Source organism: Arcticibacterium sp. (genome assembly GCF_055134445.1).
In genome coordinates, this window is record NZ_JBSRVI010000125.1 from 20,907 (window position 1) to 45,735 (window position 24,829).

Genomic DNA, 24,829 nt, shown 5'->3' on the forward strand with positions numbered 1-24,829 from the left:
AAAAGCTTGATGATAAGTGATGGATTGGCCGAAGTTTTGGTTTGTACCTAATTAAGCGTTTAAATATCTGTTGTAATAGGAAAACTGGCAGGTTTTGCTGAAGAAAGATTGGAAAGGAAACAGCATGAAGGAATTAGAACTATTTTAGCATGAAGAATGATTTTATGAACAGAAGAACTTTTTTAGCCGCCAATGCTGGCTTATGGGTTTTGCCCAAAATAGAGAAAAGCAGCCCGAAGCGTTTTCATTTTATGGGTGATAGCATCACAGATGGCAATAGAGGCAGAAACGAAGATCCGAATCATATTTTAGGGCATGGTTATGTGTTTAGTATAGCCACGCGGTTGGGTGCTAAGTTTCCTATGAAAGGACTTTCTTTTGTGAATAAGGGAATTAGTGGAAATACGGTGATGGACCTAGAAAAACGCTGGGATGATGATGTGTTGGCACAGCAGCCAGAGGTTTTGACCATCTTGGTAGGCATAAATGATTTTAATAAATATTTAAAGACCAAAGACGTCGCCAATACACCACAGAATTATGCGGAGGTTTATAGGGCATTGCTTCGCAAAACCAAAGAGGCATATCCAGATTTGATGCTGGTTATCATGTCGCCTTTTCTGCTGCCCGTTGGCAATACTTGGGGAGCGGCATATCATACAGCGTTACCGCTTTTTATGGAATATCATGCAGCCTCCAAAGCTTTAGCAGCCGAGTTTAGAGCTACGTTTATAGACCTTCAAAAAGTATTTATGGAGCAGTGAAACAAACCCGATTATGCCTACTGGATTTGGGACGGCATTCACCCTACCTACAGCGGGCATGAGCTGCTAACGCAGGCTTGGTTTAAGGCCTTGAAGCCTAAGATTGGGTTTCTTTCTGGGGTTTAAGAGGGGGTTTTGTTGTATTTAACAGAGATAGAAAATAGTAAACTATAAAAAATGCAGAGTCCGCTAAGGCGAGACTCTGCGAGGGGGGAATTATATATGGCGGATATACACTTAAACGATTATGAACTAACCAATTTGCTTGAGCATCAAGTGAGGTTGCTGAAGCATTATTGTGCTCAATTTGATTCAGGGGAACATTACTTTTATAGTGAAATTGCTACAAAATTGAGGGTTTTACTTTATCAAAGTAAAGGATCTAATCCTATTTTATTTGCAGTTAATTCGGAAGCTAATATATTCTATTCCTCAGTACAAATGCTGATGGAAGTTGTTGATTACGATGTGAACAATTTTTCGTATAAAAATATTTTAGAATCGAGTAATCTGAAAGCAATAACTTTTTCGAACTGGTGGAATGATGAATGTATGAAGAATAAATCTCAAGAAAGTTTTAGCCGTAAAGATATTATTTCGGGAGTGGCAAATAAATTTGGAGGAGCTCATGTTGATAAAGTAATACCTTCCAAATTTTATGATATTGATAGAAATAATTCTATGTTTAAATGGCTTGAGATAGTCCCTAATCCAGAAGTACAAAAAGCACCAGTTTACGAAAGCCCTTTGCCTTTTATTGTAAGACAGATAGCACATGAATTCCTGCACTCCTACAAGAATGGGTTTTCTTAAATGAAAATATCTAAAGCTTGATATACTTTTCCCTCAGAAATATCTCGCTCACCGACTCTACGGTATTTAGATAATAGAATTATAGCTTCCTCCTAAATCCCATCAATAAACTCAATAGCCTTTTCCATCACTTTATCATTTCCAGCTAAAATATTGACTTCGCTATTTCTGATATAAACATCTGGAATATGGCCTATGCCGTCTAGGCTGCTGCCATCTGGTAATAAAAATTGCATGATGGAGTATTGGTATTGAAAGCCATTTGGTAGAAACCTTCTCATACTCGTATCTGAAAAATCGCCAGCCGTTTCTGTACCCATAAAAGTTACTTTATCAAAGGCTCTCAGGTGCAAAAGGAGTATTTCTGCCGCACTCACGGTAATTTTGTTGGTGAGTACTATAAGCGGTTTGTCGTAGTGCTCCTTGCCCATTACTTCGGTGTAATATGCTCTTTTTTCTGAAAAATCGGAGTGCTTTGGTCCATTCCGGTCTTGAACCGTGTAAACCAATTTCCTTTTATCTGCAAACCTCCCTGCTATGGCCTGAGCTAGTACATCTTCGCCACCGCCATTGCCTCTTATGTCTAAGATTATGGCTTTGTTACTGGCAATATCTTTTAGTACGTCATCCATGAAATCGTGGTCTTCTAAACCAATATTTGACAGATATAGATAACCTATATCTTGGTCTTTTATGTTTCCGTAAAAATACTGGCTGTCATCATCTTCATGCGGAATGTCTTTTAGGTTTTCCAGGTATTTTTCTTTGACCAAGTCTATGATGAACTCCTTTTCTACTCTCTTGTTATCTTCAGAACCCGAAGCATAAAAGTCTAGGTCACGATTGAAATTGTTCTGAACTCTCGCAACAAAAGAGTGGGAGTCGTCCAGATAGCACACCATACTTTTAAAAATATCAAAAAGCTCTTGGTCGGTGGTTTCCATATTTACCATAGGTCTGTGGGCGGCATAAACGCTGTCCCAGTCCCAGCCACGTATTTGAAATAGGCTGTAATGTTGGTCAAAATCATTCCAAAATAGTTCAAAGTTTTCTTCTGGATTATTGACTGCATCATCGCCTATGAGCATTTTTTCGCAGGAAAATAGTGTGCCGATTATGGCTATAATTATTATTCCTTTTTTCATGGCAGTTTAAAGTTGGTGGTAAGACTTAGTTGATTGTTCGCTATCGCTGTTTTGTCAGGGATTTCGGTGCTGTAATATCTAAATTGATAGGAGAGACCTACCGCCATTTTAGGGCCAAGCTGATAATTGTATTTGGCCTGCCAGTTTATGGCTTTAAAATCATTGAGGGAGGTGAACTTGCCACGGTCGTATAAAATGATTTTGGCCGCTTTATCAGCATTGTCAGAAATGAATTTATCCCAGCCGGAGTATTGCGGCCGCACCATATAAGCTACTAATGGAATATTTAATTTACTCTCAAAACTGTGCTTGCTGTTCAGTTTATAGTTTAGGATAGCAGCGGTTTCCAAACTATGATGACTAAAGAAAGTAATGGCCTCTGTGCCATCAAACAAATCTGCATTAACGTAGGAGTGCAGCTGCCCACCTACGTTAATACTTAACTTTTCATTCCGAATGTTTTTCAAATAGCCCAATTCCAGATTTACCTGATAATCGTCCGTAATGAAATAGGACGAAAAATCGGAGTTTAGTTTTGAAATAGCTCCGCTAAATTTGGATAAGAAAATGTCATTGTTCTGATTGACTTTTCTGTACTCCACACCAAAGGCCGTTCCGTAGCTATGATAGTTTAAAGGAGAGAATACACGGTCTTTGAAAAATCCTTGATTAACCCCTAAATCTATGCTCAGGGTACTTTTTGACTGAGCCGAACATGTAAAACTGGATAGGATTAAGAGTATAATTATTTTTGAAATTTTCATGTAGATTTTTTAAAAGTAAACCCTATAAACCACATTAGGAAGTAAGGACAAGGGTTCTCCGTAGCCAATGTTGTTTGGCTCGGAATTGTCATAATATTCGTAGAGTTTTGCCTTGGTATTATTGGCATTCAACACATCTATAGAAAACTCGTGGGTGGTTTTCTGCTTGTTTATTTTCAAACTCACCGAGGCGTTTATTTGGAATACATCGTCCAAGCCATTTTGATAAGCTTTGCTGAAATCGTAATAATTGTCGTTTACGGTATCCACGTTTAGATTTCCGGCTTCGTCTCTTAGTAAAGGTATTATTTTTCTGGCACCTGTGTAAAAGAATTTAGCGTTAAAAGCCAGCGTTTTATTCTGCTTTTTACCAAGTTTCAAAAACTCTTTACCGAGTAAGGCATTAAAGGCGTAATTGCCATTAAAACGGGTATTTCTTTCTATGTTTTCTAAAGAAGTGTATTTAGAATTATAGATAGAAGAAGTAAACATATAGTAGAAATTATTGACAAAGAAACGCTCAATAGTGAGCTCTATGCCATAGTTCTTTCCAGTTCCGGCGTTTACCAAGGCTTTGTCTACAAAACCGTCGGTATCATTAATGGTAGCGTAATAACTGGTGTTATCGTTTTCTACGGGTAGGTCGTATAAATCTTGGTAGTAAAGCTCTAGTTTACCCATTAGGCTTTGCGTGATTTTCTTCTCATAACCGAGTACAAAATGATTTGCTTTTAGGAGTTTGAGGTTTTTGTTAGGTTCTGAAATTACACCGTTTTGGTCTTCCACTTTGGCATAATAATTAGAAATATGCTCCATGGTGCTGTGTTTGCCATAACCCACATTAATAGAAGACGCATTTGGCAGCTGCCATTTCATACTCACACGGGGCTCTAATGAAGATTCGCCCGTTAGTGGCACATAGAAATTATGAAGACCGGACACAAAGGTAATTTTCTCATTCATACGGTATTTCCAGGCTACGTAACTTCTGGCGGTGCTTAAGTTTTTATGGAAATCTATGGCGGTAAAGAGTACTTTGCTGTCGTCTACTGGGTATTGCGTTTGGTAGTCGTTGCTGTTTAAAATGTATTTGGTACCTATTTCTATTTTGTTTTTGGCGTTGATTTTTGTACTCAGTTTTACGCCAACTCTTATGCTGCTGTTTTTTAAATTGCCGGTATAGTCGGTGTATTGGTTTGAGGTGGTATCTCTAAGGAAATTACCCTCCAAATCTGTCAATATCCCCGTACTGCTTTCACAGTCGCTTTCTTCAATTCCACTGCCCGAATACGCCACGGTGGTTTCTAAAAACGTGTTATTATTAAAAGGGAAGACATGATTTAGGCCAACCGTGTAGAGGTTGTTTTTATTATCATAAGTGCCATTGGCAGAGCCATCAAAAATCAGGTTTTCTTTAAAATTGTCTTTAAAGTCGTAGGTATAGTCTTCTGTGATGCTGCTTAAACCTCCCATGCCGAAAAGCGAAAACGCTCCAAGTTTTTTGGTGGGTAAATTGATTTTGAAAGCCGCATCTTGGTATTTGGGCACACCGCCAAAATCTACCAAACCAACTCCATCTAATAATGCCAAAGAAGAGTAACGGTAGTTTATCAGATAAGAGCCAGCGTAGCCTTTCTTGAAAGGGCCTTCTAGGGTGGCGTCTATGCCTAATGCACCTATACCAAAGGTGTATTCTCTTTTTTCGTTATTTCCTGAGCGAAATTTAACGTCAAAAACACCAGAGAGTACATCGCCGTATTCTGGCGAAAAAGCTCCTGTGTAAAAATCAGAATTTGCGAGTAAATTACTGTTCAATGCACTAATAGGGCCGCCTGTGCCGCCTAATGCTCCAAAGTGGTTTGGGTTAGGAATTTCTACACCTTCTAGTCGCCACTGCACATATTTAGGCGAGTTTCCTCTTACCACTATGTCGTTATTTCCTTCGGGATTTGCGGTGACTCCCGCAAAAGAAGAAACCATACGGGCGGGGTCGTTAAAAGAGCCGGCGTAGCGTTGGGTTTCGTCCACGGTTACGGAGCGAGCACTTATTAAAGACATGTCGTTATTTAAATCGCCTTTGTTTTTGGTGGCTTTAACCACCACCGTTTGCATTTCAGTAAGCGACTCCTGCATAGCGAGTTCCAGCACCACCTCTTTGCCAGAAGTAAGGGTAATGTTAGGGATGTTTTTTTCTTCATAACCCACGTAGCTGAGTTTTAGGTTAAATCTGCCCACGGGCAAATCATCAAAACGGAAGTTGCCCTCCACATCTGCCGTGGTTCCTAGCATAGGATTACTGCCAAGAATGATCACATTGGCACCAATGAGCGGAAATTTTCCATCAATATCGGTAATGTTTCCACGGAGGGTTTGTGTTAAGTTTTGGGCATGAGATTGTAAGGCCATGCCAGCCAATAGGAGTAATAAGTGTAGCTTTTTCATGTTTTGTGTTTGTGTTCAGAAAGAAGACAAACAAGTAAGCTTTTACCCCTATGACCGAATAATCAAATTTATGGGAACTAGGTTGATGTCAAATTAAATTAGCTTCAATAATCTTATTTGATGAAATATCGTAATTTGCACATGGAATGCATTAAGTGCCTTATTATCAGAGGTTTTTTATTTGACGAATATTTGACAAATGACTGAAAGTGAACTAAGATTGCTCATAAAGGAATTGGTAAGTTACTCTCAAGAGACTGAATGGCTTGAGTTTAAATTAAATTTTCACTCCAATGAAGAAATAGGAGAACGGATATCTGCATTAGCAAATGGTGCTTGCTTAAACAAAAAGCAGTTTGGGTTTCTGATTTTTGGAGTTGAAGATAAGACGCATAACATTAAGGGAACAACTTTTAAAGTTAAATCAGCAACCAAAGGACAGGAAGAATTAGAAAACTGGTTAATTCAACGATTGGATCCAAGACTTGATTTTAAAACATATGAATTTGAATATTCGGACGGAGTGCATATTAGCATGTTTCTTATTCCGGCAGCAGTAAATAGACCTGTAAAATTTATAAATCAAGCATATATTCGTATTGGTAGTTATACCAGATTACTTAAAGATTTTCCTGATAAGGAATCAAAAATTTGGAATAGAAAAGATATTGTCAAATTTGAAATTCAATTGGCAAAAGAAAATGTAGATGCTAGCTCAGTTATATCCCTTTTGGACACGCAATCATATTTTGATTTATTAAAACTGCCATATCCTTCAAATAGACAAGGAGTGATTGATAAGTTTGTTTCAGAAAAGCTGATAAGCTTAAAATCAAATAAATATTCAATCACCAACTTGGGGGCAATATTATTTGCTAAAAATTTGGATGACTTTCCAGACTTAAAGAGGAAAGCGATTAGGGTAATTGTTTATAAACATAATAATAAAATCGAGACGGTTCGAGAGCAAATTGGAGGAAAGGGGTATGTAACAGGCTACCAGGGTTTAATTGATTGGGTAAATAGTCAATTGCCTGCAAATGAAGAAATTGGGAAGGCATTTAGAGATGATAAGAGGATGTATCCTGAGATTGCTGTCCGTGAATTAATAGCTAATGCAATAATTCATCAAGATTTTGAAGAAAGGGGCTTTCCGATGGTTGAAATATTTTTAGATAGAATTGAAATTACAAATCCAGGAATACCGCTAATTACGCCAGAACGATTTATTGATGAGTATCAGTCACGAAATGATATCCTTGCAGATTTGATGAGAAGATTAGGGATTTGTGAAGAAAAAGGTAGTGGGATTGATAAAGTGATTTTTTATAATGAAATGTACCAATTACCGGCACCCGACATTTTGATTCAAGAAAAGCATACGAAGGTCATAATGTACTCTTATAAAACTTTAAAGCAAATGGATAAAAAAGACAAAATAAGAGCTTGTTACCAACATTGTTGTTTAAGATATGTATCTAATGATAAAATGACGAATCAATCATTAAGAGATAGATTTCAAATCGAGAGTAAAAATTCAGCAATAGCTTCTAGAATTATTAAAGAAGCTTTAAATGATAATGTTATAAAGGAAGATGACCCTGAAAGCAATTCTAGAAAATATAAAAAGTATATCCCTTTTTGGGCATAATTCTTATTTGATGGTTATTTGATAGGAATGGCTGGTGTAGTGTGTAATAGTCTGGTAGTCAAGGATAACTTATTTGATAACATATGATTCATTTCGGAATCTTTACAGATATTAATTATGGAAAGTAAATACAACCTTCACTTTGGTAGGGGGGCTGTGTAAGGGGTATATTTCTTATTTGACGGTTATTTGATAGAAGTGCCTAGTGTGATACGTAATGTGCTGATAATCATTGTTTTCTTATTTGATGTTTAGGTTGGAAGTTGTTTTTTCTGAGCAGAGTTTCGCTTGCAGACTCTACGGTGTTAATGAAAGAGCGTTAGCGAAGCCATAAAAGTAAATGCTGATTCCGCTAAGGGGAGAAGAAAAAGCAGCTTAAGTTTTGAATATATAAAGGTCTTAGAATACTTTGCGAGAGTGAAAAATCTTTCAACGCTGAACCTTAATCAGAATTAGATAAAAGAAGAAATACTCAATTTGCAAGTAGAAACAAGAACCAATTGTTACCAATGCATGCGAACTTCAAGTTCATGTATTTGTAAACACCTTAAGCCTTTCCAGACTAAAACGCGTTTTGTAATTCTTATGCACCCGAAGGAGTACAAAAAAGAAAAAAGTGGAACGGGGCATATGACTAAGCTTCAACTGGAGAATTCAGAAATTATAGTCGGTGTTGATTTTACCAATAATAAACGTGTAAATGAAATACTGAATGAGGAACAAAGTGATTCTTTCTTACTTTATCCCGGGAAAGATAGTTTCAACTTATCGGTAAGGAAAAGTTCAGAAATGATTTCATTTATGGGTGATAAGCCATACATCTTTCTTTTGGATGGTACATGGCCCTGTGCCCGCAAAATGCTTAAACTGAGTAAGAACCTGCAAAAGCTAAAAAGAGTGAGTTTTGATAATAAGATCACATCAAAATTTATTATCAAGCAGCAGCCAGACGCTCTTTGTTTGAGTACTATTGAGTCAGTTTATACGGTCTTAAATTTACTTAAGGAAGGTGGCTTGGAAAATTGCGAGACCAAGGATTTTCTTCTTCCATTTGAAAAAATGATTGAGTATCAAGTGGAGTATATGCTAAATCCAAACAATAGGAATTATCGTTCTACTCAGAACATAGCGATTACTCCTAAGAACAAGTACAAGAAGAACCCTCAAAGAAGTGTTGTTTTTGAATATGAAGGAAATTAGATGAATGGGAATGGATAGATTGTTCTTAAGCCTCTGGTTTAAAGACCGGAATACGTTTTACACTTTTCGCGTAGCAGTGTAGAATTTTGATTTCATTTTTTGACTATCTTTGGTAAAATTCAAGAATATAGAGAATTTAATAATTAAGCGAACTGGAAAACAGACGATCCTAAAACTTAACGACGATTGTTTTGGTGAAGAATTCATAGATTCTTTGATTGAGAAATTGACTAGCGAAGCTTTAAGTAAAAAGTCGATTGACTTAAATCCATTGACCAAAGAGGCTATTATAAAAAGGACGCTTGAAAGTGAGGAGGACTATAAAAAGGGTGACTTCATCACGCAAGAAGAACTAGAACAGAAATCGTTGAATTAAACGATTATTTGGTCAAGTTTTGCATCAAAGCGTCTAGAAGAAATCTATGGCTTTTATAAAAAAGGCAGCAGGTGTTAAAGTAGCAAAACAAGTTATTCAAGAGATTTATGAATCCACCAAATAGGCTTAAAGAATATCCGAATTCCGGTCAACTAGAAGAGAATTTGATTTCTCTGAAACATGAATATAGGTATATCGTATCTAGGCATACCAAAGTGATTTATAGAGTCCTTTCTGAAGATTCCATTTTAATAACAGACGCATTTGATACTCGTCAAAATCCGAGTAGGATGATGAATTTGTAATGATGACGGTTCTGGCAAGACCCTGCCGAGGGGAATGCGTATTTTGCCTTTCAAACTATGTTATTTGTCTTAAGGAAGTAATGAATACTCAAATCAAGGAATCTTATATTATGAAAAGTGTAACAGTTAAGCTTTTACTGATACTCAATTTGGTAGTGCTATTATCAGCCTGTCAAAACGGTGAAAAACAAAAACAAATAAACACCGTCCAAGGTCCAATTGATGTGTCTGAATTGGGGATGTCCTTAACTCATGAACACATTATGTCAAATTTTGGCAAAGAAATGGATGAGGCGTCAAATTATGATAGCCTTAAATTGTTCAATCAAGTTATCCCTTATTTAAAGCATTTGAAATCTTTAGGTGTTCATGCTATTTTTGACTGTACCACAGCATATTTTGGTAGAAGAGTTGACCTTCTAAAGACGATATCAGATTCTTCTGGAGTTCAAATTATCACCAATACTGGGTTTTATGGAGCGGCAAATGACCGATACATTCCAGCCTTTGCCTATGATGCCAGTGCCGAATCTATTTCAGAAATTTGGATTGATGAATTTGAAAATGGAATTAAAGGAACAGCTATTAAACCAGGCTTTATCAAATTAGCTTTTGATGATGGTATGGCACCTTCCGATATTGACAAAAAACTGTTTGAGGCAGGATTGCTTACTCATCTTAGTACAGGCCTGACTTTGGCTGTACATACTGGGGCAAATATGGAAGCCGTAAAACTACAGACCGAACTTCTTAGCGAATATAACATTCATCCCAGTGCATGGATTTGGACGCATGCTAGCAAGCTTGAAAATGATGAGATATTAATAGATTTTGCATCTAAGGGAGCGTGGATTTCACTGGATGGGGTCAATGAAAACAATACCAGCGAATACCTTAAAAGAATCCAACTTTTTAAAGAGAATAATTTACTGAATAAGGTATTATTATCTCATGACGGTAATGCTTTTCGGAATGGCGGTGGTATGAAAAAATTTGAGGCCATTTTTGAAAACTTGATTCCAGAAATGCGTAAAAATGGATTTACAGAAGAGGATATCAATCAAATTATGGTAAGTAATCCGAAAGAAGCTTTTGGTATTAAAATAAGAAGAACCAACAATTAGGCTCTCTTGCAGGTTTTCGCTTTGGCGATACTCTACCACATAAATACATTCAAATGAAAATAAATTCAGTTTTAGTACTATTAGTGGTACTATTATTTAGCCATAATACATTTGCCGATTCGCCACTAACTTCCATAGAATTTAGTAAGGCATATCAGGATGTGAAGATTGTTCAGTTGGCTTCAAAAACGGATGGTACGTTGACTAAGGAATTGATGACGTATTTAGTCAAAAGTGAAAATCCTTTGGAAGTCAAAATAGCCTTAATCAATAAATTAGGTTGGGTTTTTGACGGTAAGGACAATTCAAACGTATTTTATCAATATCTAAAAGGAAAATACAAATTTGGTGATAAAGAAGAATTTCTTGAGAAATCTAGCGGTGATTTGCTAATTTGTATGGCTTATTTAAAAGCTTTGGATAACTATTTTGACGTCAATGAATCATTGGTTTATGCCAGAAAAGCAAAATTAAAGAATAGTAAGAGTTATACGGTCAATATAATTGCGGCCATTATTGAGGCTCAAAAAGCAATGGACTCAGATTGGTGTAAGGTTTATAAGATTACGAATGATGTTCGTATAAACGATTCTTTAGTTAAAGATATGAAAGCTAATGCAGTTGCCTTGGTTTTTGAATACATGGATTTGTATAAAGCTAATTGTAAAGAATAAATTGAATTTTCTCCGAAGTGCCTGATCTGCGAAGCTTACTCCTAAGGCGGATAAATGTAGCTTAGTTGTAGTGTTCTCAAACTTTCGGTTTGAATGCGGCCATAAACGCTTCGGTATTCATGTGGGAGGAAAATAAAATATATTGAAAGCTATAAAATAAGTGCAGACTCATTCCGGCAAGATTCTCAGAAAAGGAAAGAGAAATCTAAGCTTGAAAAACCGAACGGTCTTTTATAGAAAACAAAATGAAGTTGATGGAGTATTTGTATAGTGGTTTGTTATTGGCTTCGCTGGTGTTGTTTTATTTTGCGTATTCGCAATTCGCCCAAACCCAGCGATTAATAAATGACGGCGTAAAAACTAGAGCGGAGGTAGTAGATTTAATTCCTATTCGTGGAGATAATGGCTACAGCTATAAGCCCGTTTATGAATTTACCGATAGGTTAGGGGCTAAAGTTTCATTTGTAAGTGATGTAGCTTCAAAGCCAGCACCTTACCAAGTGGGCGATTATGTGAATATTTTATATGCCAAAGATGGTGAGGTAAGAAAAGTGGTTTCTTTTTGGGGCTTATACCGGTACACCATATTGCTCTTATGTTTTGCCTTCTCTCTCCTGATTATTGGCGGAGGTTATTTTTTATATGCTAGAGGTTTGTGACGTGTTAATTGTATAAGGTAAGTTATTTTGAATTTAAAGAGCCCACAAACCGCTGGTTTAAAATGAGTCATAATCACCGTAGTACCTCCTTCAGCAGATTCTCACTTGCTGACACTGCGGCATTCATGGGTGGAAATAAAAAAGTGCAGCGTACACTTTGGCGAGACGAAGCAAGTGGTGAAAGGAGGCAGCTTAGACTGATATTATTATAGCGTTTACTTTTGCCTATCATTTTATGTTCTTATCTGGTAAAGGCATGCTGTATTATGCATTTTCTTCAAATCTTCACCAGCCTTCTGGCTTATAAATATGGCAATATGACTCACTATTTTCGGGGAAATGATTTATAAAAAATACTTTATAAATCTAAAAGATATAGCTCATGAAGTGGGTTTGGGAACTAAAAGACTGGCCAATGTTCACCTATGATTCGGAGGTGCTGTAGACTTATGAGTCTAAGTTTTTTCAGAATTCCAGGTTGGTTATGGGTAGTTTAAAGCACATGGGTGATGGTGATTTGGAAACCATACGAGTGGATTTATTAAGTGATGAAGCTTTTACCACTTCTCGCATAGAAGGGGAGGTGCTTGACCGAAACTCGGTGCAGTCTTCTAAAGGAAACACCTAGGCTTAAAGACCGAAAATAGAAAGGTTAAGGCCAATGAATATGGTGTGTCTGAAATGATGGTGGATTTATATCGGAGTTATGGCAAAGAATAGAACCATGAAATGCTTTACGGCTGGCATAACATGCTTATGAATGGTTGCCGAGATTTAGAAGGCTATAGGACGCATTCAGACCTATACAGATAGTGGCGGGTAATTATCAGTCAAATTGCGTGTTTTTTGAGGCACCGCCGTAAAACTGGTAGTGTAAAAACATGGACGACTTTAAGTTTGGTATAAAGGAGCTAGTAAGCTACCTGTGTTAGTTCATGCCGGAATAGCACATTTGTATTTTGAGATAATACATCCTTATGAAGATGGAAACGGAAGAATAGGAAGAGCACTGGCAGAGAAAGTATTGTCGGAGAGAATGGGTAGACCGAGTTTGGTGGCCATAGCTCACACAATAGAATTAAACCGAAAGGCATAATACGAGACTTTACATAAGAGCAATCACAGTTTGGACATCACAAAATGGTTAGTATTCTTTTCAGAAGTTATAGTGGAAGCTCAGGAGTAAATGTTGAGTTTGATAGATTTTGTGATAGCAAAAACTAAATTCTTTGAAAAGCATAAAAGCATACTTAATGAAAGACAAAAGAAGGCCGTACTCAGGATGTTTAAAGAGGGAATAGAAGGTTTTCAAGGTGGTTTAAGTGCCGAACTGTATGTGTATTAAGGTGCTTCGAGAGCCACCATCAGGCGTGATTTAGCCAATTTGGTAGAAAAAACTGTTTTTAAGAAAACTGGCGAACTGAAGTCTAGTAGGTATTTTTTGAATTTGAGCTAGCGTATAATTAAAACCATACGCTAGCCTTTAGAATTACACCCCTTATTAGATATCCTCACGCCAAATTTATATTCAAATGGAGTATATAGGTTTGGGTCATTACGCTAGAAGTCTCTTCTGTTTTGAATGTTTAGGATTGGTAAAAAAGAGATGTTCTGTAAAAGAGTGCATGACTTTGACAGGAAAACGGACTGGGAAGAGATTCTAATAGCATTATCGTTAAGCTCGCTATCCCGCTCTTGGAACATTGCACATGATGTTCTGATAGAAAAAGTAGTAGACCGCTTTAACTTTCTAGCACAAAGGTTATTAATACTATCTGCTAGCCTTAGACCCTGTATTGATTCCGTTCTGAAAAGCTTCAAAATATATCACTACTTGTTTCTCTTCCTTGAAACTGTCTTAACATTTAACCGCTTTTTTTATAAACAAAGTGTTTCACCTGAGTGATTAAGATTTTATATTTATGTCTTTATAGGCATTTCTTGTTGAAGAAATGCAACAACCAGTTGGTAATAAACGTATCCATGATATTTGATTTTTTTGAGTCCAAGCGAAATGAAATTGTTGCTGGCCAATTGCGGAGACCTCACGGCATTTTTGCCAAACGAGTAGGGAACGTAATGAACAAAACCAATAGATTTATACATGATTTCACTATACAGTCTCTTAAACTAGAAGACGGCGAAAGAGTTCTTGAAATAGGATTCGGTAACGGCAAATTTTTTAACGATGTTTTTAAAGTGGCTAAAAACCTCCACGTTTCTGGGTTGGAGTATTCATCACAGATGGTAAAGGGAGCAAAACGGAAAAATGCTGAAACTGTAAAATCAGGCAAGCTCGACTTAGTTTGCGGGGATAGCGGAAAAATGCCATTTGAAGATAACACATTCGATAAAATCTATTGTGTTAATGTCATTTATTTCTGGGATTTGCCATCAATTCATTTGAAAGAGGTGCTGAGGGTATTAAAACCCGGTGGTAAGTTTTATGCAGGCTTTAGGGCTAAAAAGTTTTTTAGCTTAATTCCTTTGACTGAATACGGATTTAATATTTATGATCAACAAGATTGGCGGACTCAATTAGAATTGAATGGTTTGAAGTTTTTTTTATCGTCTCGGACAATCGAACCGGAGATGCTAATTTATGGTAAAAAATACAGGCTAGATTCCTATTGTGTTGCCGGTCAGAAACCTATACTAAATGAGGATGGTGTTTAGGGTAAAATTATTTTTCTAGCAATTGAGCATATTTGCAATATCTAAATAAGACTACGTATGCCCCAATGCGTTTTTTTTGGGTGAAACTATTTTCCTTGGATGTGTAATTGAGGTTTAACAAAGAAACTAGGGGGTAAGCATATTGATTTGGGTAAAAATCTTCAATTTGTCTTTCTAGAACGAAGGTCTCAAATGTTATCTTATGAGAGATGATTTCCCCAATAAACTACACCCCCTTATTACATATTCTCAGGCCAAACTTATACCCAAACCAAGTATAGAGGTTAGAATCGTAGCCAAAGAAGTCACCTCTGGTTTCTGACACTAGGAATTTTGGGTTGGAGAAAGTGAGGTCGTCATTTCTGCTTGCTAAGAAGTTTAAGGATGGGGCGGCGAAGAGAGCGATGTATTTCGTGATTTTAAACTCTAGTCCAAAACTGGCCCTAAACTGTTGGTTTAAGTAATCTACGTTGTCAAAGTTTTCTGGGATATAGGCCATTCCTATGAAGTCTAAATTGGAGCTGAATCTTTTACCATATTTCCATGAGGTTCCTAATCCATAACCTAGGCCAAATAATTCCTTGTCTTCTTTGCCGTAGTTAAATGCGGTGGTGAAAATATTATAAAAACTCTTGGTTCCGGTTTTAAAACTGATTTCGGTGGCGTTTAGGTCAGAGGCTGCTAGCTCTATTCTTCTGTATCCATTTTTATGAACATAGGTGAAAAAACCAATCGGGGTTCCTTTTGCTTCATGAGAAAAGTTAAACACACCTATTTGCGAACCAACAAGCCTAGTGGCATAGTTAAAAGGAGCAATCTGAACGCCCTTAAAAGTGCCTAAAGTAACGTTGGCCCCACCAGTAGCATTAAACCCACTGGCGTCTTTAAGATTAAGATTAAGTGAACCACTGCTTATGAATCCGTCGGCATCGCCTATGTTTATGTTTACAGCTCCGGCTATTTGTGCACCGGTAGTTTTATGGCCTACCACATTTAGAGCTCCAGCTATTTGGACACCCGTCATGTCTTTTCTGATGATATTTGCTACCGAGCCAATCTCTAGTTTGCTTACGCTTCCCGTGTATCCTGCTATCACATTGAAAGAGAAATCATTCGCCACAAAGGGGCTAAGCTTTTGGTTGGTGCCAATAAATGGCAAAATAGAAATCTGGTAAGGTTTGTAAAGGCTGTCGTTAATGTTATTTCTGTGAAGTGCCTGTTTGGTACTTAGAAACCAATCTACAAATTGCTCTTTGCCGCTTTTATAAGTTTTATCTACAAAAGCCAGTTGGTCTTTAATGTCAATATCTACCGCTAATCTTTTTGTTTCAGGTTGGGGAACAGGCACAGGCTGCGGTTTCGCTATTTCTGGAAATTCAGTTTTAGGAAGGCTGTCTTTCTTTATGCTTCGTAATTCTATTTGAGCAATGTTAGCGGTAAGCTGTTTTTGTCTAAGCTCTTTGTCTAAATCCACATTCATTTTGATATCCGTTCTTTCAAAAACGTTTACCAATGCTGTGCTATATGCCTCTTTTGAAAAGCGGAGGTCTATGTCTTTCTGGTTTCTGGGTAGTTTTATTTTGTAATAACCATAACGGTTAGATAGGGCAGAAGCCAGTGTTAGAGGCTCGTAAATACTGGCGTTGATTATCTTTTCACCCGTTTCTGCATCTTCAATGTAGCCCATTACGAAAAAGTCTTTTTTTTCCTGCGGTTTCGTTTTTTGAAGAATGACATATTTCCCTTTGGTGCGTATCTCAATCTCATGGCCTAAAATGTCTGTCAGTATGTTCTGAACACTATTAGCGGTAGCTTGATAGTTTATTTTCCGACCAGTATCAACATGATTAGCATTATAAGAGAACTGTAAATCTGCTTTGGTTTCAATGCTTTTTAATGCGTCTTCTAAGGGAATGCTTATAAAATTAACAGAAATACGTTTTGATAGCACATCGCTCTGACCAAAGGCCATCTGGCAAAAAAGAACGGCGAAAATAAGTATTAGCTTTTTCATTAATTTGTGTTGCTCCCGACATATATCACGGAAGTTTATTTTCATAATTTGTTATCTAATAAATAGACAACCCTCGCCTAAAAAACCCCTATTCCGTTTTAGTCTTTTTTGCTAAAATGTAAGTTTTATCTTTATTCTGAATTTTAAGTTCTAAAGTTTCCGCTATGATCCCGAGTGCTTCAGAGAGGTTTTCGTTTTCAAATCTAGTGGTAAGGGCATAGTTCTCCCAGTTTTCCCCTTCTAGCTTAATGTCGGATTGGTAACCTTTGTTCAAGACATTCACCACATCTTCCAAGTTGGTGTTCTTAAATTCAAAAACTTTGGTTTTGTAGGCGAAGACATTTCTGTCTAAAATGGGAGCCGTTTTAATGGTGTCTTTGATACTTTCGTAGGTGGCTTCGTCGCCTTTTTGTAAGATGACTTTTTTATGTTCCGTTTTTCTAAACTCCACCGTTCCAGAATTGACACTTACTTTTACGTTTTCGTCTCTTGCAGAAATACTAAAAGATGTTCCTAGTACTTTTATTTCTGTGCCATTGGCTTCAATGATAAATGGTTTGTCGGGGTTTTTGCTGATGTCAAAAAATGCTTCGCCTATAAGTTTTATGCGTCTCTCTTTTGATCCAAATTCTTCTGGATACTCTAAAAGGGAAAAAGAATTTAATGTCACGGTACTTCCGTCTGCCAAGGTTTTGGTTTGGGCAACTTTTTCGGAACTTAAAGAGAGGTATACTATAGGCTTATTATGTTTTACTAAAAAGTAGGTGCTGAGCAGTAGCACTCCTACCACTGCCGCCGCTATGCTGAGATAACCGGACTTCTTCTTTTCAACTTTAATTTTTGAATTAATTTTTTCCCATGCCAAATCTGTATTTGGTTTAAACGCTTGTACTTCCTTATCCGTAGCAGACCAAACCCTTTGGTATTGCTTTAGCAGAACCGCATTCTCTTCATTTTCTTCAAGCCATATTTGAAGAATCCTCAGCTCCTCAGAAGATGCTGATTGGTCAAAATATCTGGCTAATATATTTTCGTCAATTGCCTTTTTCATGCTCCAAAACAAATTAAAAGAAGACTCACTAGATATGGTGCTAGCGAACTTCTAAGTATTTTCAATGCTTTACCAATCTGATTCTCCACGGTTTTGATAGAAATACCTAGCTGGTCTGCTATCTCTTTATATTTCAATGATTCCATTCTATTCATTATGAATATTTTACGGCACTCCGTGGGTAAACTTTCAATGATGGATTCTATCTGAAGTTCTAGTTCCATTCCCTCCACACTTTCTTCTACATCAGAACGGTATTTAATGTCAAAAAACTGGCTATGCTCCACATAGCTGGCTTTTACTTTTTCATGCTTTATAAGGTTTAAACTTTGATTATGAACAGACCTGAAAAGGTAGGATCTAAGAGAGCCGGAGATAATAGTTTGCTCACGTTTTTCCCAGAAATTGACAAAAACCTGTTGTACCAAGTCTTCAGATTCTTCTTTTCTTTTTAAGATAGAAAAGGCATATCTGGCTAGGTCCTCATAGTAGGTTCTAAAAACACTTTCAAAGGCGTTCTTATTACCCTCTCTAATTTTTCGGAGGTATGCTTGTTCGGTGTCCAAAAGTTCTATTTCTCTTGTTTTAGCTAGTGCAAACATACATAGTTAGGTCTTATCATTTAAGTAATGACAGCCAAAAACCGAAATACCCCTACGTATCATTTTTTTATTTTTTTTAAAACTATTTATAAGAGGGCGTAGGGGTAAGTTTAAGATGAGTTGTCTTTTATTCGATTATCAAGAATTATAATAAAATATGAGAAAGCTTAAACCCGTATTACTAGTGACCTTAATGGTCGTTTTTTTCAATTCATGCGTGAGCATAGATTTTGAAAATGATGTTTTTGCAGAAAACGAAGAAGAGGTTTTCAATGTAAATGATTTCGATGCGGTGGACTTAGGTTCAGCCATGGATGTGGTTATTATACCCTCTTCTTCATTTAAAGTGACGGCAAACGGCAGTGCAAAAGACTTAAATGACCTCAACGTGCGAGTGGTGAATAACACTTTGAAGGTTAGTTTTTATGACAGGAATATCTTTAGAGCTGTAAACCGAAATAAGGTCGAGTTACTGATTGAAATGCCAGACCTTTTGGAAGCAGATATTTCTGGAGCTGCTACGGTGAGGATAGTAGATTTTACTTATTTCGCAGATTTTAAGGTAGATATAGGTGGAGCGTCAAAGCTTACTTTTGATGTGCCAACAGGAGAGCTTAATGCCGAGATAAGCGGGGCATCCACGCTTACTTTAAGAAAGGAGATTCCTATAATAAAAGCAGACTTATCTGGAGCCTCAAAATTAAATGCTTATGATGCAGATTCCGAAGAAGCTTATCTAGAACTTTCAGGAGCTAGTAAAGCCAATGTGGCTGTAAAAGAATACTTGAAAGTCGATGCTAGTGGAGCCAGCACCGTAAATTATAGAGGTATCCCAAGAATAGAACAAGACCTATCAGGTGCCAGTAAGGTCAACAAAGATTAGCTAGTAAAACAAAGAGGTTGTCTAAAAAAGGGGCAGTCTCTTTGTTTGGTTTAAACTTCCAATATGAAAGCAATAAGGAAGATGTTTTTTAGGATTGTGATCCTAATCAGTTATCCTTTCTTCCTGAATTGTTATATGAATTAATTTCCAAAAATCATGTAGTGCGTTTGGTACAAATATTATTGATAAGGTAGACATTGATTCATGGCTGTAGAAGGAGGATATTCCTTGTAGGCCATTGCTTATTATTTGCAAAGTTATTCCTTCTGATAAGGGTTCTTCTTATGAATCCTCAAGCAATGATTCTAGAGGAAATGACGCTTGGAATAGCATATGGCTTCGATATTTTAGTACTGTTCATACCAGCTGAATTTGTCATGAACTATTTGCGACTTTTCACTTTTTAAATACTCCAAAAATGAAGCAGAAACCGGGGAATGTTTTTTGCCTTTTAACCAAATAAGGCACCATGTAGTTTTGATGGGTAAACCCTTAATCGGAATTATTTGTAATTCCTTGTTGCGAATTTCATTTCTTATGCCAATTAAAGGCATAATAGAATAGCCTAAACCTGCTAATAATGCCTGCTTCACGGCTTCATTAGATGTTAATTCCATCTTTTTTATTACTGAAATTGTATTTTGGTCAATAAAACGCTCCATGGATTGCCGAGTCCCAGAGCCTTTCTCTCTAAAGATTAAGGGTAAATCTTTAAATATTTCTTTTGTTTTGGAGACCCTTTTGAGTTTTGAGTGGCTATTTCCTACCAAGTATAATTTATTCTGAAGCAAATCAAGTTTTTCTATATTTAGTGAAGTAGGCAATACCGAGACAAGGGCAAAGTCAACTTCATTGTTTTCCAGACTTTTAACCACTTTATTCTTATTAGTAACATCCATTAAAAGCTGTATTCCAGAGTGCTGACTCATAAAATCGGCTAGAAAATATGGCATGACATACTTTCCTGTGGATACCACTGAAATCTTCAACTTCCCTGTCAATTGCCCCTTATAGGCCAGGGTCTTAAAGTTGATGGCATTAACCTGATTGATAATGTTTTCAGCTGCCGTTGCGATTTCCTTCCCAAAATCTGTAATGTAAATCCTTCTTCCAATCAATTCTGTAAGGGGTATTTCAAACTGGTCTTGAAGATTTTTAAGTTGAATGGAAACAGCGGGTTGCGTAAGGTTTAGCTCTTCGGAGGCCTTTGTAACGCTTTGTGTTTCTACAATTTTCAAAAAAATCTGTAACTGATTGAGCGTATAGTTCATTAAAAATATTTATGTATTACATAACAAATATAAATAAAAACTTATGAATTGAAGTTTTCAATTTTGCGGCGTTTTAAGACAAGGCGTCTTATAGAACAGATTTAATTATGGGCTAGGAATAGCTTTAAAACAAAAAACAAGATGAGCACAAATGATAAATTAACTTTCATAGAGGGGACCTTCTTGCATGAGGAAGTGAAGGACATTTTAATGAATGTATTTTCTAACAAAATCAATTTTCATCAAATGAAAAATTTTAGCTCACAAGAACGTCTCGGAATAGACCACGCCACAGCAGTGAAAAGAATTCCTGAGCTAAAAAAGTCATTGGAACGCTTGAAAGAGATTTTATCTGAAGCCGAAGCCAAAGGTTTAAAATTGAAAATTAGCTCAGATATTAATATTGCATTTTCGAACGAGTAGGAGTTTTAAGTGAGCGATTTAATTCCATCTTTCGACAGTAAAATCATTGAGCCCATTCTGGTGATTTTAAACCTCATTTTTCATATTAAAACAATTAATGAATTATAACTTACTTATAGAAAACTTAACAAACCCAGCATTGCTATTTTTTGTGCTTGGTATCATTGCAGTTTCTTTAAAGAGCGACTTGGCCATTCCAGCTAATTCCTCAAAATTCATATCACTTTATCTCTTGTTCGCCATTGGTTTTAGGGGTGGGCAAGAGCTATCACACGAAACCTTTAGCACTGAGATTGGTCTTTCTATGATGCTAGGTATAGGTATTTCTGCCTTAATCCCTTTGTGTACTTTTTTTATTCTGAAGAGAAAACTTAATGTGTTTGATGCTGGTGCTGTAGCCGCAGCGTATGGTTCTGTAAGTGCTGTAACCTTTGTAACAGCGGCATCTTATTTGGAAGCACAGCAGATGATTCTTCACGGTCATATGGTAGCCGTGATGGCTTTAATGGAGTCGCCAGCAATTATTGTTGGATTGGTTTTAATTTCCGTATTCAGGAAAGGAGATGCCTCCCCAAAAATCAAAATACCCACGGTTATTAAACACTCCTTAACCAATGGTAGTGTATTATTAATTCTCGGAAGTTTGGTAATAGGATTCTTGGCAAATGACAAACAAGCGGAAGGTATCAAACCTTTTACCAACGACTTGTTTAAGGGTTTTTTGGCTATTTTTCTTTTAGATATGGGAATTACAAGTGGCAAAAAGCTGAAATCATTCTTTTCTTTTGGCGTTTTCCCTCTTTTGTTTGCAATCATTATTCCGCTAATAAATGGATGTCTTTTCGCAGTTATAAGCTCGTACGTTACGGATGATATTAGTAATAGATTCATGTTTGCCATTCTGGCCGCCAGTGCGTCTTATATTGCTGTACCAGCCGCGATGAAAATAACGGTGCCTGAAGCCAACCCTGGACTTTATTTGCCAATGGCTTTGGCTGTAACTTTCCCTATAAATATTACAGTAGGCATGCCACTGTACTTTTATGTATCATCTTTGTTCTAGTTTGGAGCTTGGAATTTTTAGCCGTTTCTAAGATTTAGCATTTGATGTTTTGGGAGCAGTCTGTCATAGGTTTCTTGTTTAGTACATTTTGGTGGTAAATACCCTCTCCATATACATGTTATTTAGAGGGAATGAAAAGTGTTTTCCATAAACTTTGGCGGCTTTCAAACAAAAAGAACTCCGCTGTTTGGCGGAGTTCTTTTTGTTTTTTGTTTGAAGTGCTTAACCAGCAGATGGATAGGCCGTCATTTTTTGCCCGTCGTAGGTTAAAATAGCTTCCGTTACAGCATTTTTCGCATTTACCTTGAATTCCACAGTACCGTTTACACCTTGGATTTCAAAGAAATCGGGCTTACTTGTTGGCGTCAAAAAGGCTTCACCTTGCTCTGTTATGCCGTAAAGTTTGCCCTCTCTAATTTCCGTTTTTAGGCTAAGGTCTACATCCACAAAGTTGTATTTTCCTACATATTTGTCAAATGAAGGCATTTTTACCTTCATTTCTTTTACACCTTCTATGCTCATCCCTTGGCTTGGAATGTTTATTTTAAGTGTGCTTACTTCACCTTTTTCGTTTCTGATAAAGATGAAATCACTTTGATAATTGGATTCGTAAAACTTGTCAATTACGCTAGTGTTATCAATGGTGGCTTGGCCAAATTCCGGAACATCAATACTTAGCAGCCCATTGTCTTCGCCTACGGTGATTTTGGAAATGGGACCACCAGCCTCAAAAACAAAAACACCTGCAAAGTCTGAAAGAGCGGGTAGCTTACGCATCCCTTTAACGCTCTGCCCGTCCATGATTAATTCTAAAGATTTAATAATGTTTTTTTCGGCGGTAAAAACCAAGCGACCTCTCGGTACGGAAGCCAAGCTGAAAGTGTTAGCGACATCTGTAGCTACTAATTCGGATTCTCCAGCACCTACAGCTTCACCCCAGAGTTGGCCATTGTTTAAGCTGATAAGAATAGTTGAGAATGGAGCGTCCTTTACGCTGTATTCTCCTAGGTATTTGGCATGTTTAGAAGATTCCTGTGCCTGAATGCTACTTGCACCAAGTGTAATTAGTACTAAAATCCATAGTTTTTTCATCTGTTGTTTCCGTTAATAGGGTTGTTTAAAAGATAATTTATCCAAAATGTACGAAGTTTATTAAATACCTAGTCTACAAATTTGTAAGAAAGGGGGATTATCTATTTTTGCGGTAGAAATTATAAAATACATGGTATGGCCAAAGTCACAGAACATATTGAAAATGCTAAGGGCAAAACACTTTTTTCAATAGAAATAATACCACCATCCAAAGGTAGTAACAGTATTTCGGAATTATTGGAAAGTATAGAACCTATGATGGAGCTAAAGCCTCCTTTTATTGACGTTACCTACCACAGAGAAGAGTATTTGATTAAGACCATGCCAGATGGAGGTCAGAAAGAAGTAAGAACTAGGAAACGTCCTGGTACAGTGGGTATTTGCTCGGCCATTATGCATAAATTTAATGTGGATGCGGTACCACACGTTCTTTGTGGCGGTTTCAATAAAGAGGATACCGAAGATTTGCTTTTTGACCTTAATTATTTGGGTATTGAGAATATCATGGCTCTTCGGGGAGATATTGCAAAACCTTTCAATGTCTTCAAACCTAAAAAAGGTGGGCATCAGTTTGCTTCTGAGTTAATAGGGCAGATAAAGGATATTAATATGGGCAAATACTTATATGAAGAGATGATGCATGAGCAGCATCCAGACTTTTGTATTGGCGGTGCAGCATACCCTGAAAAGCACTATGAAGCACAGAGTATGGAGGTAGATTTTGAAAACTTAAAAAGAAAGGTGGATGCGGGGATGGATTATATTGTCACGCAGATGTTTTTCAATAATCAGAAATACTTTGATTTCGTAAATAAATGCCGAGCAAACGGTATTCAAATTCCAATTATTCCGGGCTTAAAAGTATTGGCTACCAAGCCTCAGCTCCAAATATTGCCCGACTTGTTTTTTTGCGATATGCCAGAGGATTTGAGAAAGGGTGTTCAACACGCGAAAGATAACACGGGTGCTAGAGAAGTGGGCGTGGAGTGGTGTATTCAGCAGTGTAAAGAACTAAAAGAATATGGAGTGCCTGCTTTGCATTTTTATACTATGAGTAAATCTAATACTACTTTGGCTGTGGCTAAAGAAGTTTTTTGAAATTAAAAAGACATTTTAGGACATAAAAAAAGAGTCGGCAATATTTGTCGACTCTCATTTTTTAAAGACTGTAAGTTATTAAAAACTTATTAGTCCAGACTGTTTAGCCTTGAACAGCAACTAATTCTAAATCAAAGTTCAAATCTTGTCCAGCTAGTGGGTGATTTGCATCTAATTTGATATTTGTTTCTTCTACTGCTACTATTTTTACGGGAACATTTTGCTGACCATTGTTCATCGTCAATGTACCACCCACTTCTAAAGGAATATCATTAGGGATTTGAGCTCTCTCAAAATCAAAAACCATTTCAGGGTTTGCATCGCCATAGGCTTCTTTTGCAGGAATGTTTACGCTTTTTTTATCACCTACTTTCATTCCTAACACTCCATCATCAAAACCTTTGATAACCATGCCTCCGCCTACTTGAAACTCTAAAGGTTCTCTTCCTTCTGAGCTATCAAATTGACTTCCGTCGTTTAGTGTTCCTTTGTAATGTACTTTGATTGTGTCACCTGCCTTTACCATCGTCCTGTATTTATTTGAATTCAAAAAAAAATATAATTTCTAAGCGTCTACTTAATATGCCTTAGCAAATAGTACTCTTCTTGCAGAAGGGTTTCCAGTAAGAATACAATTACCTTCTTCCGTATCCGCATCTAAAGGTATGCAACGGATAGTAGCCTTTGTTAGTTCCTTTATCTTGTCTTCGGTTTCTGAAGTTCCATCCCAGTGAGCAGA

General features: G+C 37.0%; 25 protein-coding genes and 4 pseudogenes. 19 read left to right on the forward strand and 10 right to left on the reverse strand.

Features of this window, described 5'->3' with window-relative positions; genetic code table 11:
• The first annotated feature begins 149 nt into the window (after positions 1-149).
• A complete protein-coding gene (locus tag ACTBZY_RS16095; protein WP_463047373.1) occupies positions 150-764 on the forward strand; it encodes a GDSL-type esterase/lipase family protein in 615 nt (204 codons plus the stop codon).
• A gap of 222 nt (positions 765-986) precedes the next feature.
• Positions 987-1,577, forward strand: coding sequence for a hypothetical protein (locus ACTBZY_RS16100; RefSeq protein WP_463047374.1), 591 nt, complete (start codon positions 987-989; stop codon positions 1,575-1,577).
• A gap of 92 nt (positions 1,578-1,669) precedes the next feature.
• Here ACTBZY_RS16100 and ACTBZY_RS16105 read toward each other — a convergent pair whose 3' ends face one another.
• Genes ACTBZY_RS16105 through ACTBZY_RS16115 form a run of 3 tightly spaced genes read right to left on the reverse strand, consistent with a single transcriptional unit; the run spans position 1,670 to position 5,928 of the window.
• Positions 1,670-2,722 (reverse strand): S41 family peptidase, encoded by a 1,053-nt coding sequence (locus ACTBZY_RS16105; protein WP_463047375.1) that lies wholly within the window; start codon positions 2,720-2,722, stop codon positions 1,670-1,672.
• A complete protein-coding gene (locus ACTBZY_RS16110; protein ID WP_463047376.1) occupies positions 2,719-3,486 on the reverse strand; it encodes a hypothetical protein in 768 nt (255 codons plus the stop codon). The genes ACTBZY_RS16105 and ACTBZY_RS16110 overlap by 4 nt, the downstream gene beginning before the upstream one ends.
• A gap of 9 nt (positions 3,487-3,495) precedes the next feature.
• Positions 3,496-5,928: a TonB-dependent receptor gene (locus tag ACTBZY_RS16115; RefSeq protein WP_463047377.1), complete on the reverse strand. Its 2,433-nt coding sequence runs from the start codon at positions 5,926-5,928 to the stop codon at positions 3,496-3,498.
• 199 nt (positions 5,929-6,127) lie between these two features.
• Between ACTBZY_RS16115 and ACTBZY_RS16120 the strand changes: the two genes are divergently transcribed.
• The 13 genes and pseudogenes from ACTBZY_RS16120 to ACTBZY_RS16180 all read left to right on the forward strand — a co-directional run bounded on the left by ACTBZY_RS16120 (position 6,128) and on the right by ACTBZY_RS16180 (position 14,593).
• Positions 6,128-7,579: an ATP-binding protein gene (locus ACTBZY_RS16120; RefSeq protein ID WP_463047378.1), complete on the forward strand. Its 1,452-nt coding sequence runs from the start codon at positions 6,128-6,130 to the stop codon at positions 7,577-7,579.
• Between the two features lie 477 nt (positions 7,580-8,056).
• On the forward strand, positions 8,057-8,779 hold the full coding sequence (locus ACTBZY_RS16125) for a tRNA-uridine aminocarboxypropyltransferase (protein ID WP_463047379.1): 723 nt from the start codon (positions 8,057-8,059) through the stop codon (positions 8,777-8,779).
• 109 nt (positions 8,780-8,888) lie between these two features.
• Complete coding sequence (locus tag ACTBZY_RS16130; protein ID WP_463047380.1) at positions 8,889-9,155, forward strand: hypothetical protein; 267 nt, start codon at positions 8,889-8,891, stop codon at positions 9,153-9,155.
• 107 nt (positions 9,156-9,262) lie between these two features.
• On the forward strand, positions 9,263-9,460 hold the full coding sequence (locus tag ACTBZY_RS16135; protein ID WP_463047381.1) for a hypothetical protein: 198 nt from the start codon (positions 9,263-9,265) through the stop codon (positions 9,458-9,460).
• Positions 9,461-9,570: 110 nt separating this feature from the next.
• Positions 9,571-10,584 carry a phosphotriesterase family protein gene (locus tag ACTBZY_RS16140; RefSeq protein ID WP_463047382.1) on the forward strand — a complete coding sequence of 338 codons (1,014 nt, stop codon included), beginning with the start codon at positions 9,571-9,573 and terminating at the stop codon, positions 10,582-10,584.
• A 53-nt stretch (positions 10,585-10,637) separates the two neighbouring features.
• Complete coding sequence (locus tag ACTBZY_RS16145) at positions 10,638-11,258, forward strand: hypothetical protein (RefSeq protein WP_463047383.1); 621 nt, start codon at positions 10,638-10,640, stop codon at positions 11,256-11,258.
• Positions 11,259-11,512: 254 nt separating this feature from the next.
• Positions 11,513-11,917, forward strand: a complete 405-nt coding sequence (locus tag ACTBZY_RS16150) for a DUF3592 domain-containing protein (RefSeq protein WP_463047384.1) — start codon at positions 11,513-11,515, stop codon at positions 11,915-11,917.
• A 62-nt stretch (positions 11,918-11,979) separates the two neighbouring features.
• Positions 11,980-12,129 (forward strand): hypothetical protein, encoded by a 150-nt coding sequence (locus ACTBZY_RS16155; RefSeq protein ID WP_463047385.1) that lies wholly within the window; start codon positions 11,980-11,982, stop codon positions 12,127-12,129.
• Positions 12,130-12,383: 254 nt separating this feature from the next.
• Positions 12,384-12,545, forward strand: a pseudogene (locus tag ACTBZY_RS16160) (DUF4172 domain-containing protein); the annotation flags it as partial.
• Positions 12,546-12,839: 294 nt separating this feature from the next.
• Positions 12,840-13,013 (forward strand): annotated as a pseudogene (locus ACTBZY_RS16165) (Fic family protein); the annotation flags it as partial.
• 111 nt (positions 13,014-13,124) lie between these two features.
• Complete coding sequence (locus tag ACTBZY_RS16170) at positions 13,125-13,262, forward strand: hypothetical protein (protein WP_463047386.1); 138 nt, start codon at positions 13,125-13,127, stop codon at positions 13,260-13,262.
• A 9-nt stretch (positions 13,263-13,271) separates the two neighbouring features.
• Positions 13,272-13,373: pseudogene (locus ACTBZY_RS16175) on the forward strand (hypothetical protein); the annotation flags it as partial.
• A 446-nt stretch (positions 13,374-13,819) separates the two neighbouring features.
• On the forward strand, positions 13,820-14,593 hold the full coding sequence (locus tag ACTBZY_RS16180) for a class I SAM-dependent methyltransferase (protein WP_463047387.1): 774 nt from the start codon (positions 13,820-13,822) through the stop codon (positions 14,591-14,593).
• 226 nt (positions 14,594-14,819) lie between these two features.
• Here the strand turns inward: ACTBZY_RS16180 and ACTBZY_RS16185 are convergent, their stop codons facing one another.
• The 3 genes from ACTBZY_RS16185 to ACTBZY_RS16195 all read right to left on the reverse strand — a co-directional run bounded on the left by ACTBZY_RS16185 (position 14,820) and on the right by ACTBZY_RS16195 (position 18,260).
• Entirely contained in the window at positions 14,820-16,607 is a 1,788-nt protein-coding gene (locus ACTBZY_RS16185; RefSeq protein ID WP_463047389.1) for an LA_2272 family surface repeat-containing protein, read from the reverse strand.
• 88 nt (positions 16,608-16,695) lie between these two features.
• A complete protein-coding gene (locus tag ACTBZY_RS16190; protein WP_463047390.1) occupies positions 16,696-17,658 on the reverse strand; it encodes a FecR family protein in 963 nt (320 codons plus the stop codon).
• Entirely contained in the window at positions 17,655-18,260 is a 606-nt protein-coding gene (locus ACTBZY_RS16195; protein WP_463047391.1) for an RNA polymerase sigma-70 factor, read from the reverse strand. The genes ACTBZY_RS16190 and ACTBZY_RS16195 overlap by 4 nt, the downstream gene beginning before the upstream one ends.
• A 157-nt stretch (positions 18,261-18,417) precedes the next feature.
• Here ACTBZY_RS16195 and ACTBZY_RS16200 point away from each other — a divergent pair, with 157 nt between their 5' ends.
• Complete coding sequence (locus tag ACTBZY_RS16200) at positions 18,418-19,143, forward strand: GIN domain-containing protein (RefSeq protein ID WP_463047392.1); 726 nt, start codon at positions 18,418-18,420, stop codon at positions 19,141-19,143.
• A 347-nt stretch (positions 19,144-19,490) separates the two neighbouring features.
• Here the strand turns inward: ACTBZY_RS16200 and ACTBZY_RS16205 are convergent, their stop codons facing one another.
• Complete coding sequence (locus ACTBZY_RS16205; RefSeq protein ID WP_463047393.1) at positions 19,491-20,414, reverse strand: LysR family transcriptional regulator; 924 nt, start codon at positions 20,412-20,414, stop codon at positions 19,491-19,493.
• A 141-nt stretch (positions 20,415-20,555) separates the two neighbouring features.
• Here ACTBZY_RS16205 and ACTBZY_RS16210 point away from each other — a divergent pair, with 141 nt between their 5' ends.
• Together ACTBZY_RS16210 and ACTBZY_RS16215 are read left to right on the forward strand one after the other, a co-directional pair.
• Complete coding sequence (locus tag ACTBZY_RS16210; RefSeq protein WP_463047394.1) at positions 20,556-20,837, forward strand: hypothetical protein; 282 nt, start codon at positions 20,556-20,558, stop codon at positions 20,835-20,837.
• Positions 20,838-20,934: 97 nt separating this feature from the next.
• Positions 20,935-21,900 carry a sodium-dependent bicarbonate transport family permease gene (locus tag ACTBZY_RS16215; RefSeq protein ID WP_463047395.1) on the forward strand — a complete coding sequence of 322 codons (966 nt, stop codon included), beginning with the start codon at positions 20,935-20,937 and terminating at the stop codon, positions 21,898-21,900.
• Positions 21,901-22,122: 222 nt separating this feature from the next.
• Here ACTBZY_RS16215 and ACTBZY_RS16220 read toward each other — a convergent pair whose 3' ends face one another.
• Positions 22,123-22,992, reverse strand: coding sequence for a hypothetical protein (locus tag ACTBZY_RS16220; RefSeq protein ID WP_463047396.1), 870 nt, complete (start codon positions 22,990-22,992; stop codon positions 22,123-22,125).
• A 135-nt stretch (positions 22,993-23,127) separates the two neighbouring features.
• Here ACTBZY_RS16220 and ACTBZY_RS16225 point away from each other — a divergent pair, with 135 nt between their 5' ends.
• Positions 23,128-24,090: a methylenetetrahydrofolate reductase gene (locus ACTBZY_RS16225; RefSeq protein WP_463047397.1), complete on the forward strand. Its 963-nt coding sequence runs from the start codon at positions 23,128-23,130 to the stop codon at positions 24,088-24,090.
• Between the two features lie 103 nt (positions 24,091-24,193).
• Here the strand turns inward: ACTBZY_RS16225 and ACTBZY_RS16230 are convergent, their stop codons facing one another.
• Both ACTBZY_RS16230 and ACTBZY_RS16235 read right to left on the reverse strand, forming a co-directional pair.
• The gene (locus tag ACTBZY_RS16230; RefSeq protein WP_463047398.1) at positions 24,194-24,616 is read right to left on the reverse strand and encodes an FKBP-type peptidyl-prolyl cis-trans isomerase; all 423 of its coding nucleotides are present in this window, start codon (positions 24,614-24,616) and stop codon (positions 24,194-24,196) included.
• Positions 24,617-24,667: 51 nt separating this feature from the next.
• A pseudogene (locus tag ACTBZY_RS16235) lies at positions 24,668-24,829 on the reverse strand (proline--tRNA ligase); the annotation flags it as partial.

What these genes read in the sequence shown, in the direction of transcription:
- ACTBZY_RS16185 (WP_463047389.1), bottom strand. Translation starts at nt 16,607, where the DNA reads ATGAAAAAGCTAATACTTATTTTCGCCGTTCTTTTTTGCCAGATGGCC.
- ACTBZY_RS16100 (WP_463047374.1), top strand. Translation starts at nt 987, where the DNA reads ATGGCGGATATACACTTAAACGATTATGAACTAACCAATTTGCTTGAG.
- ACTBZY_RS16210 (WP_463047394.1), top strand. Translation starts at nt 20,556, where the DNA reads ATGAGCACAAATGATAAATTAACTTTCATAGAGGGGACCTTCTTGCAT.
- ACTBZY_RS16105 (WP_463047375.1), bottom strand. Translation starts at nt 2,722, where the DNA reads ATGAAAAAAGGAATAATAATTATAGCCATAATCGGCACACTATTTTCC.
- ACTBZY_RS16150 (WP_463047384.1), top strand. Translation starts at nt 11,513, where the DNA reads ATGGAGTATTTGTATAGTGGTTTGTTATTGGCTTCGCTGGTGTTGTTT.
- ACTBZY_RS16140 (WP_463047382.1), top strand. Translation starts at nt 9,571, where the DNA reads ATGAAAAGTGTAACAGTTAAGCTTTTACTGATACTCAATTTGGTAGTG.
- ACTBZY_RS16195 (WP_463047391.1), bottom strand. Translation starts at nt 18,260, where the DNA reads ATGTTTGCACTAGCTAAAACAAGAGAAATAGAACTTTTGGACACCGAA.
- ACTBZY_RS16200 (WP_463047392.1), top strand. Translation starts at nt 18,418, where the DNA reads ATGAGAAAGCTTAAACCCGTATTACTAGTGACCTTAATGGTCGTTTTT.
- ACTBZY_RS16115 (WP_463047377.1), bottom strand. Translation starts at nt 5,928, where the DNA reads ATGAAAAAGCTACACTTATTACTCCTATTGGCTGGCATGGCCTTACAA.
- ACTBZY_RS16095 (WP_463047373.1), top strand. Translation starts at nt 150, where the DNA reads ATGAAGAATGATTTTATGAACAGAAGAACTTTTTTAGCCGCCAATGCT.
- ACTBZY_RS16215 (WP_463047395.1), top strand. Translation starts at nt 20,935, where the DNA reads ATGAATTATAACTTACTTATAGAAAACTTAACAAACCCAGCATTGCTA.
- ACTBZY_RS16190 (WP_463047390.1), bottom strand. Translation starts at nt 17,658, where the DNA reads ATGAAAAAGGCAATTGACGAAAATATATTAGCCAGATATTTTGACCAA.
- ACTBZY_RS16220 (WP_463047396.1), bottom strand. Translation starts at nt 22,992, where the DNA reads ATGAAAAAACTATGGATTTTAGTACTAATTACACTTGGTGCAAGTAGC.
- ACTBZY_RS16230 (WP_463047398.1), bottom strand. Translation starts at nt 24,616, where the DNA reads ATGGTAAAGGCAGGTGACACAATCAAAGTACATTACAAAGGAACACTA.
- ACTBZY_RS16120 (WP_463047378.1), top strand. Translation starts at nt 6,128, where the DNA reads ATGACTGAAAGTGAACTAAGATTGCTCATAAAGGAATTGGTAAGTTAC.
- ACTBZY_RS16205 (WP_463047393.1), bottom strand. Translation starts at nt 20,414, where the DNA reads ATGAACTATACGCTCAATCAGTTACAGATTTTTTTGAAAATTGTAGAA.
- ACTBZY_RS16225 (WP_463047397.1), top strand. Translation starts at nt 23,128, where the DNA reads ATGGCCAAAGTCACAGAACATATTGAAAATGCTAAGGGCAAAACACTT.
- ACTBZY_RS16110 (WP_463047376.1), bottom strand. Translation starts at nt 3,486, where the DNA reads ATGAAAATTTCAAAAATAATTATACTCTTAATCCTATCCAGTTTTACA.
- ACTBZY_RS16135 (WP_463047381.1), top strand. Translation starts at nt 9,263, where the DNA reads ATGAATCCACCAAATAGGCTTAAAGAATATCCGAATTCCGGTCAACTA.
- ACTBZY_RS16145 (WP_463047383.1), top strand. Translation starts at nt 10,638, where the DNA reads ATGAAAATAAATTCAGTTTTAGTACTATTAGTGGTACTATTATTTAGC.
- ACTBZY_RS16155 (WP_463047385.1), top strand. Translation starts at nt 11,980, where the DNA reads ATGAGTCATAATCACCGTAGTACCTCCTTCAGCAGATTCTCACTTGCT.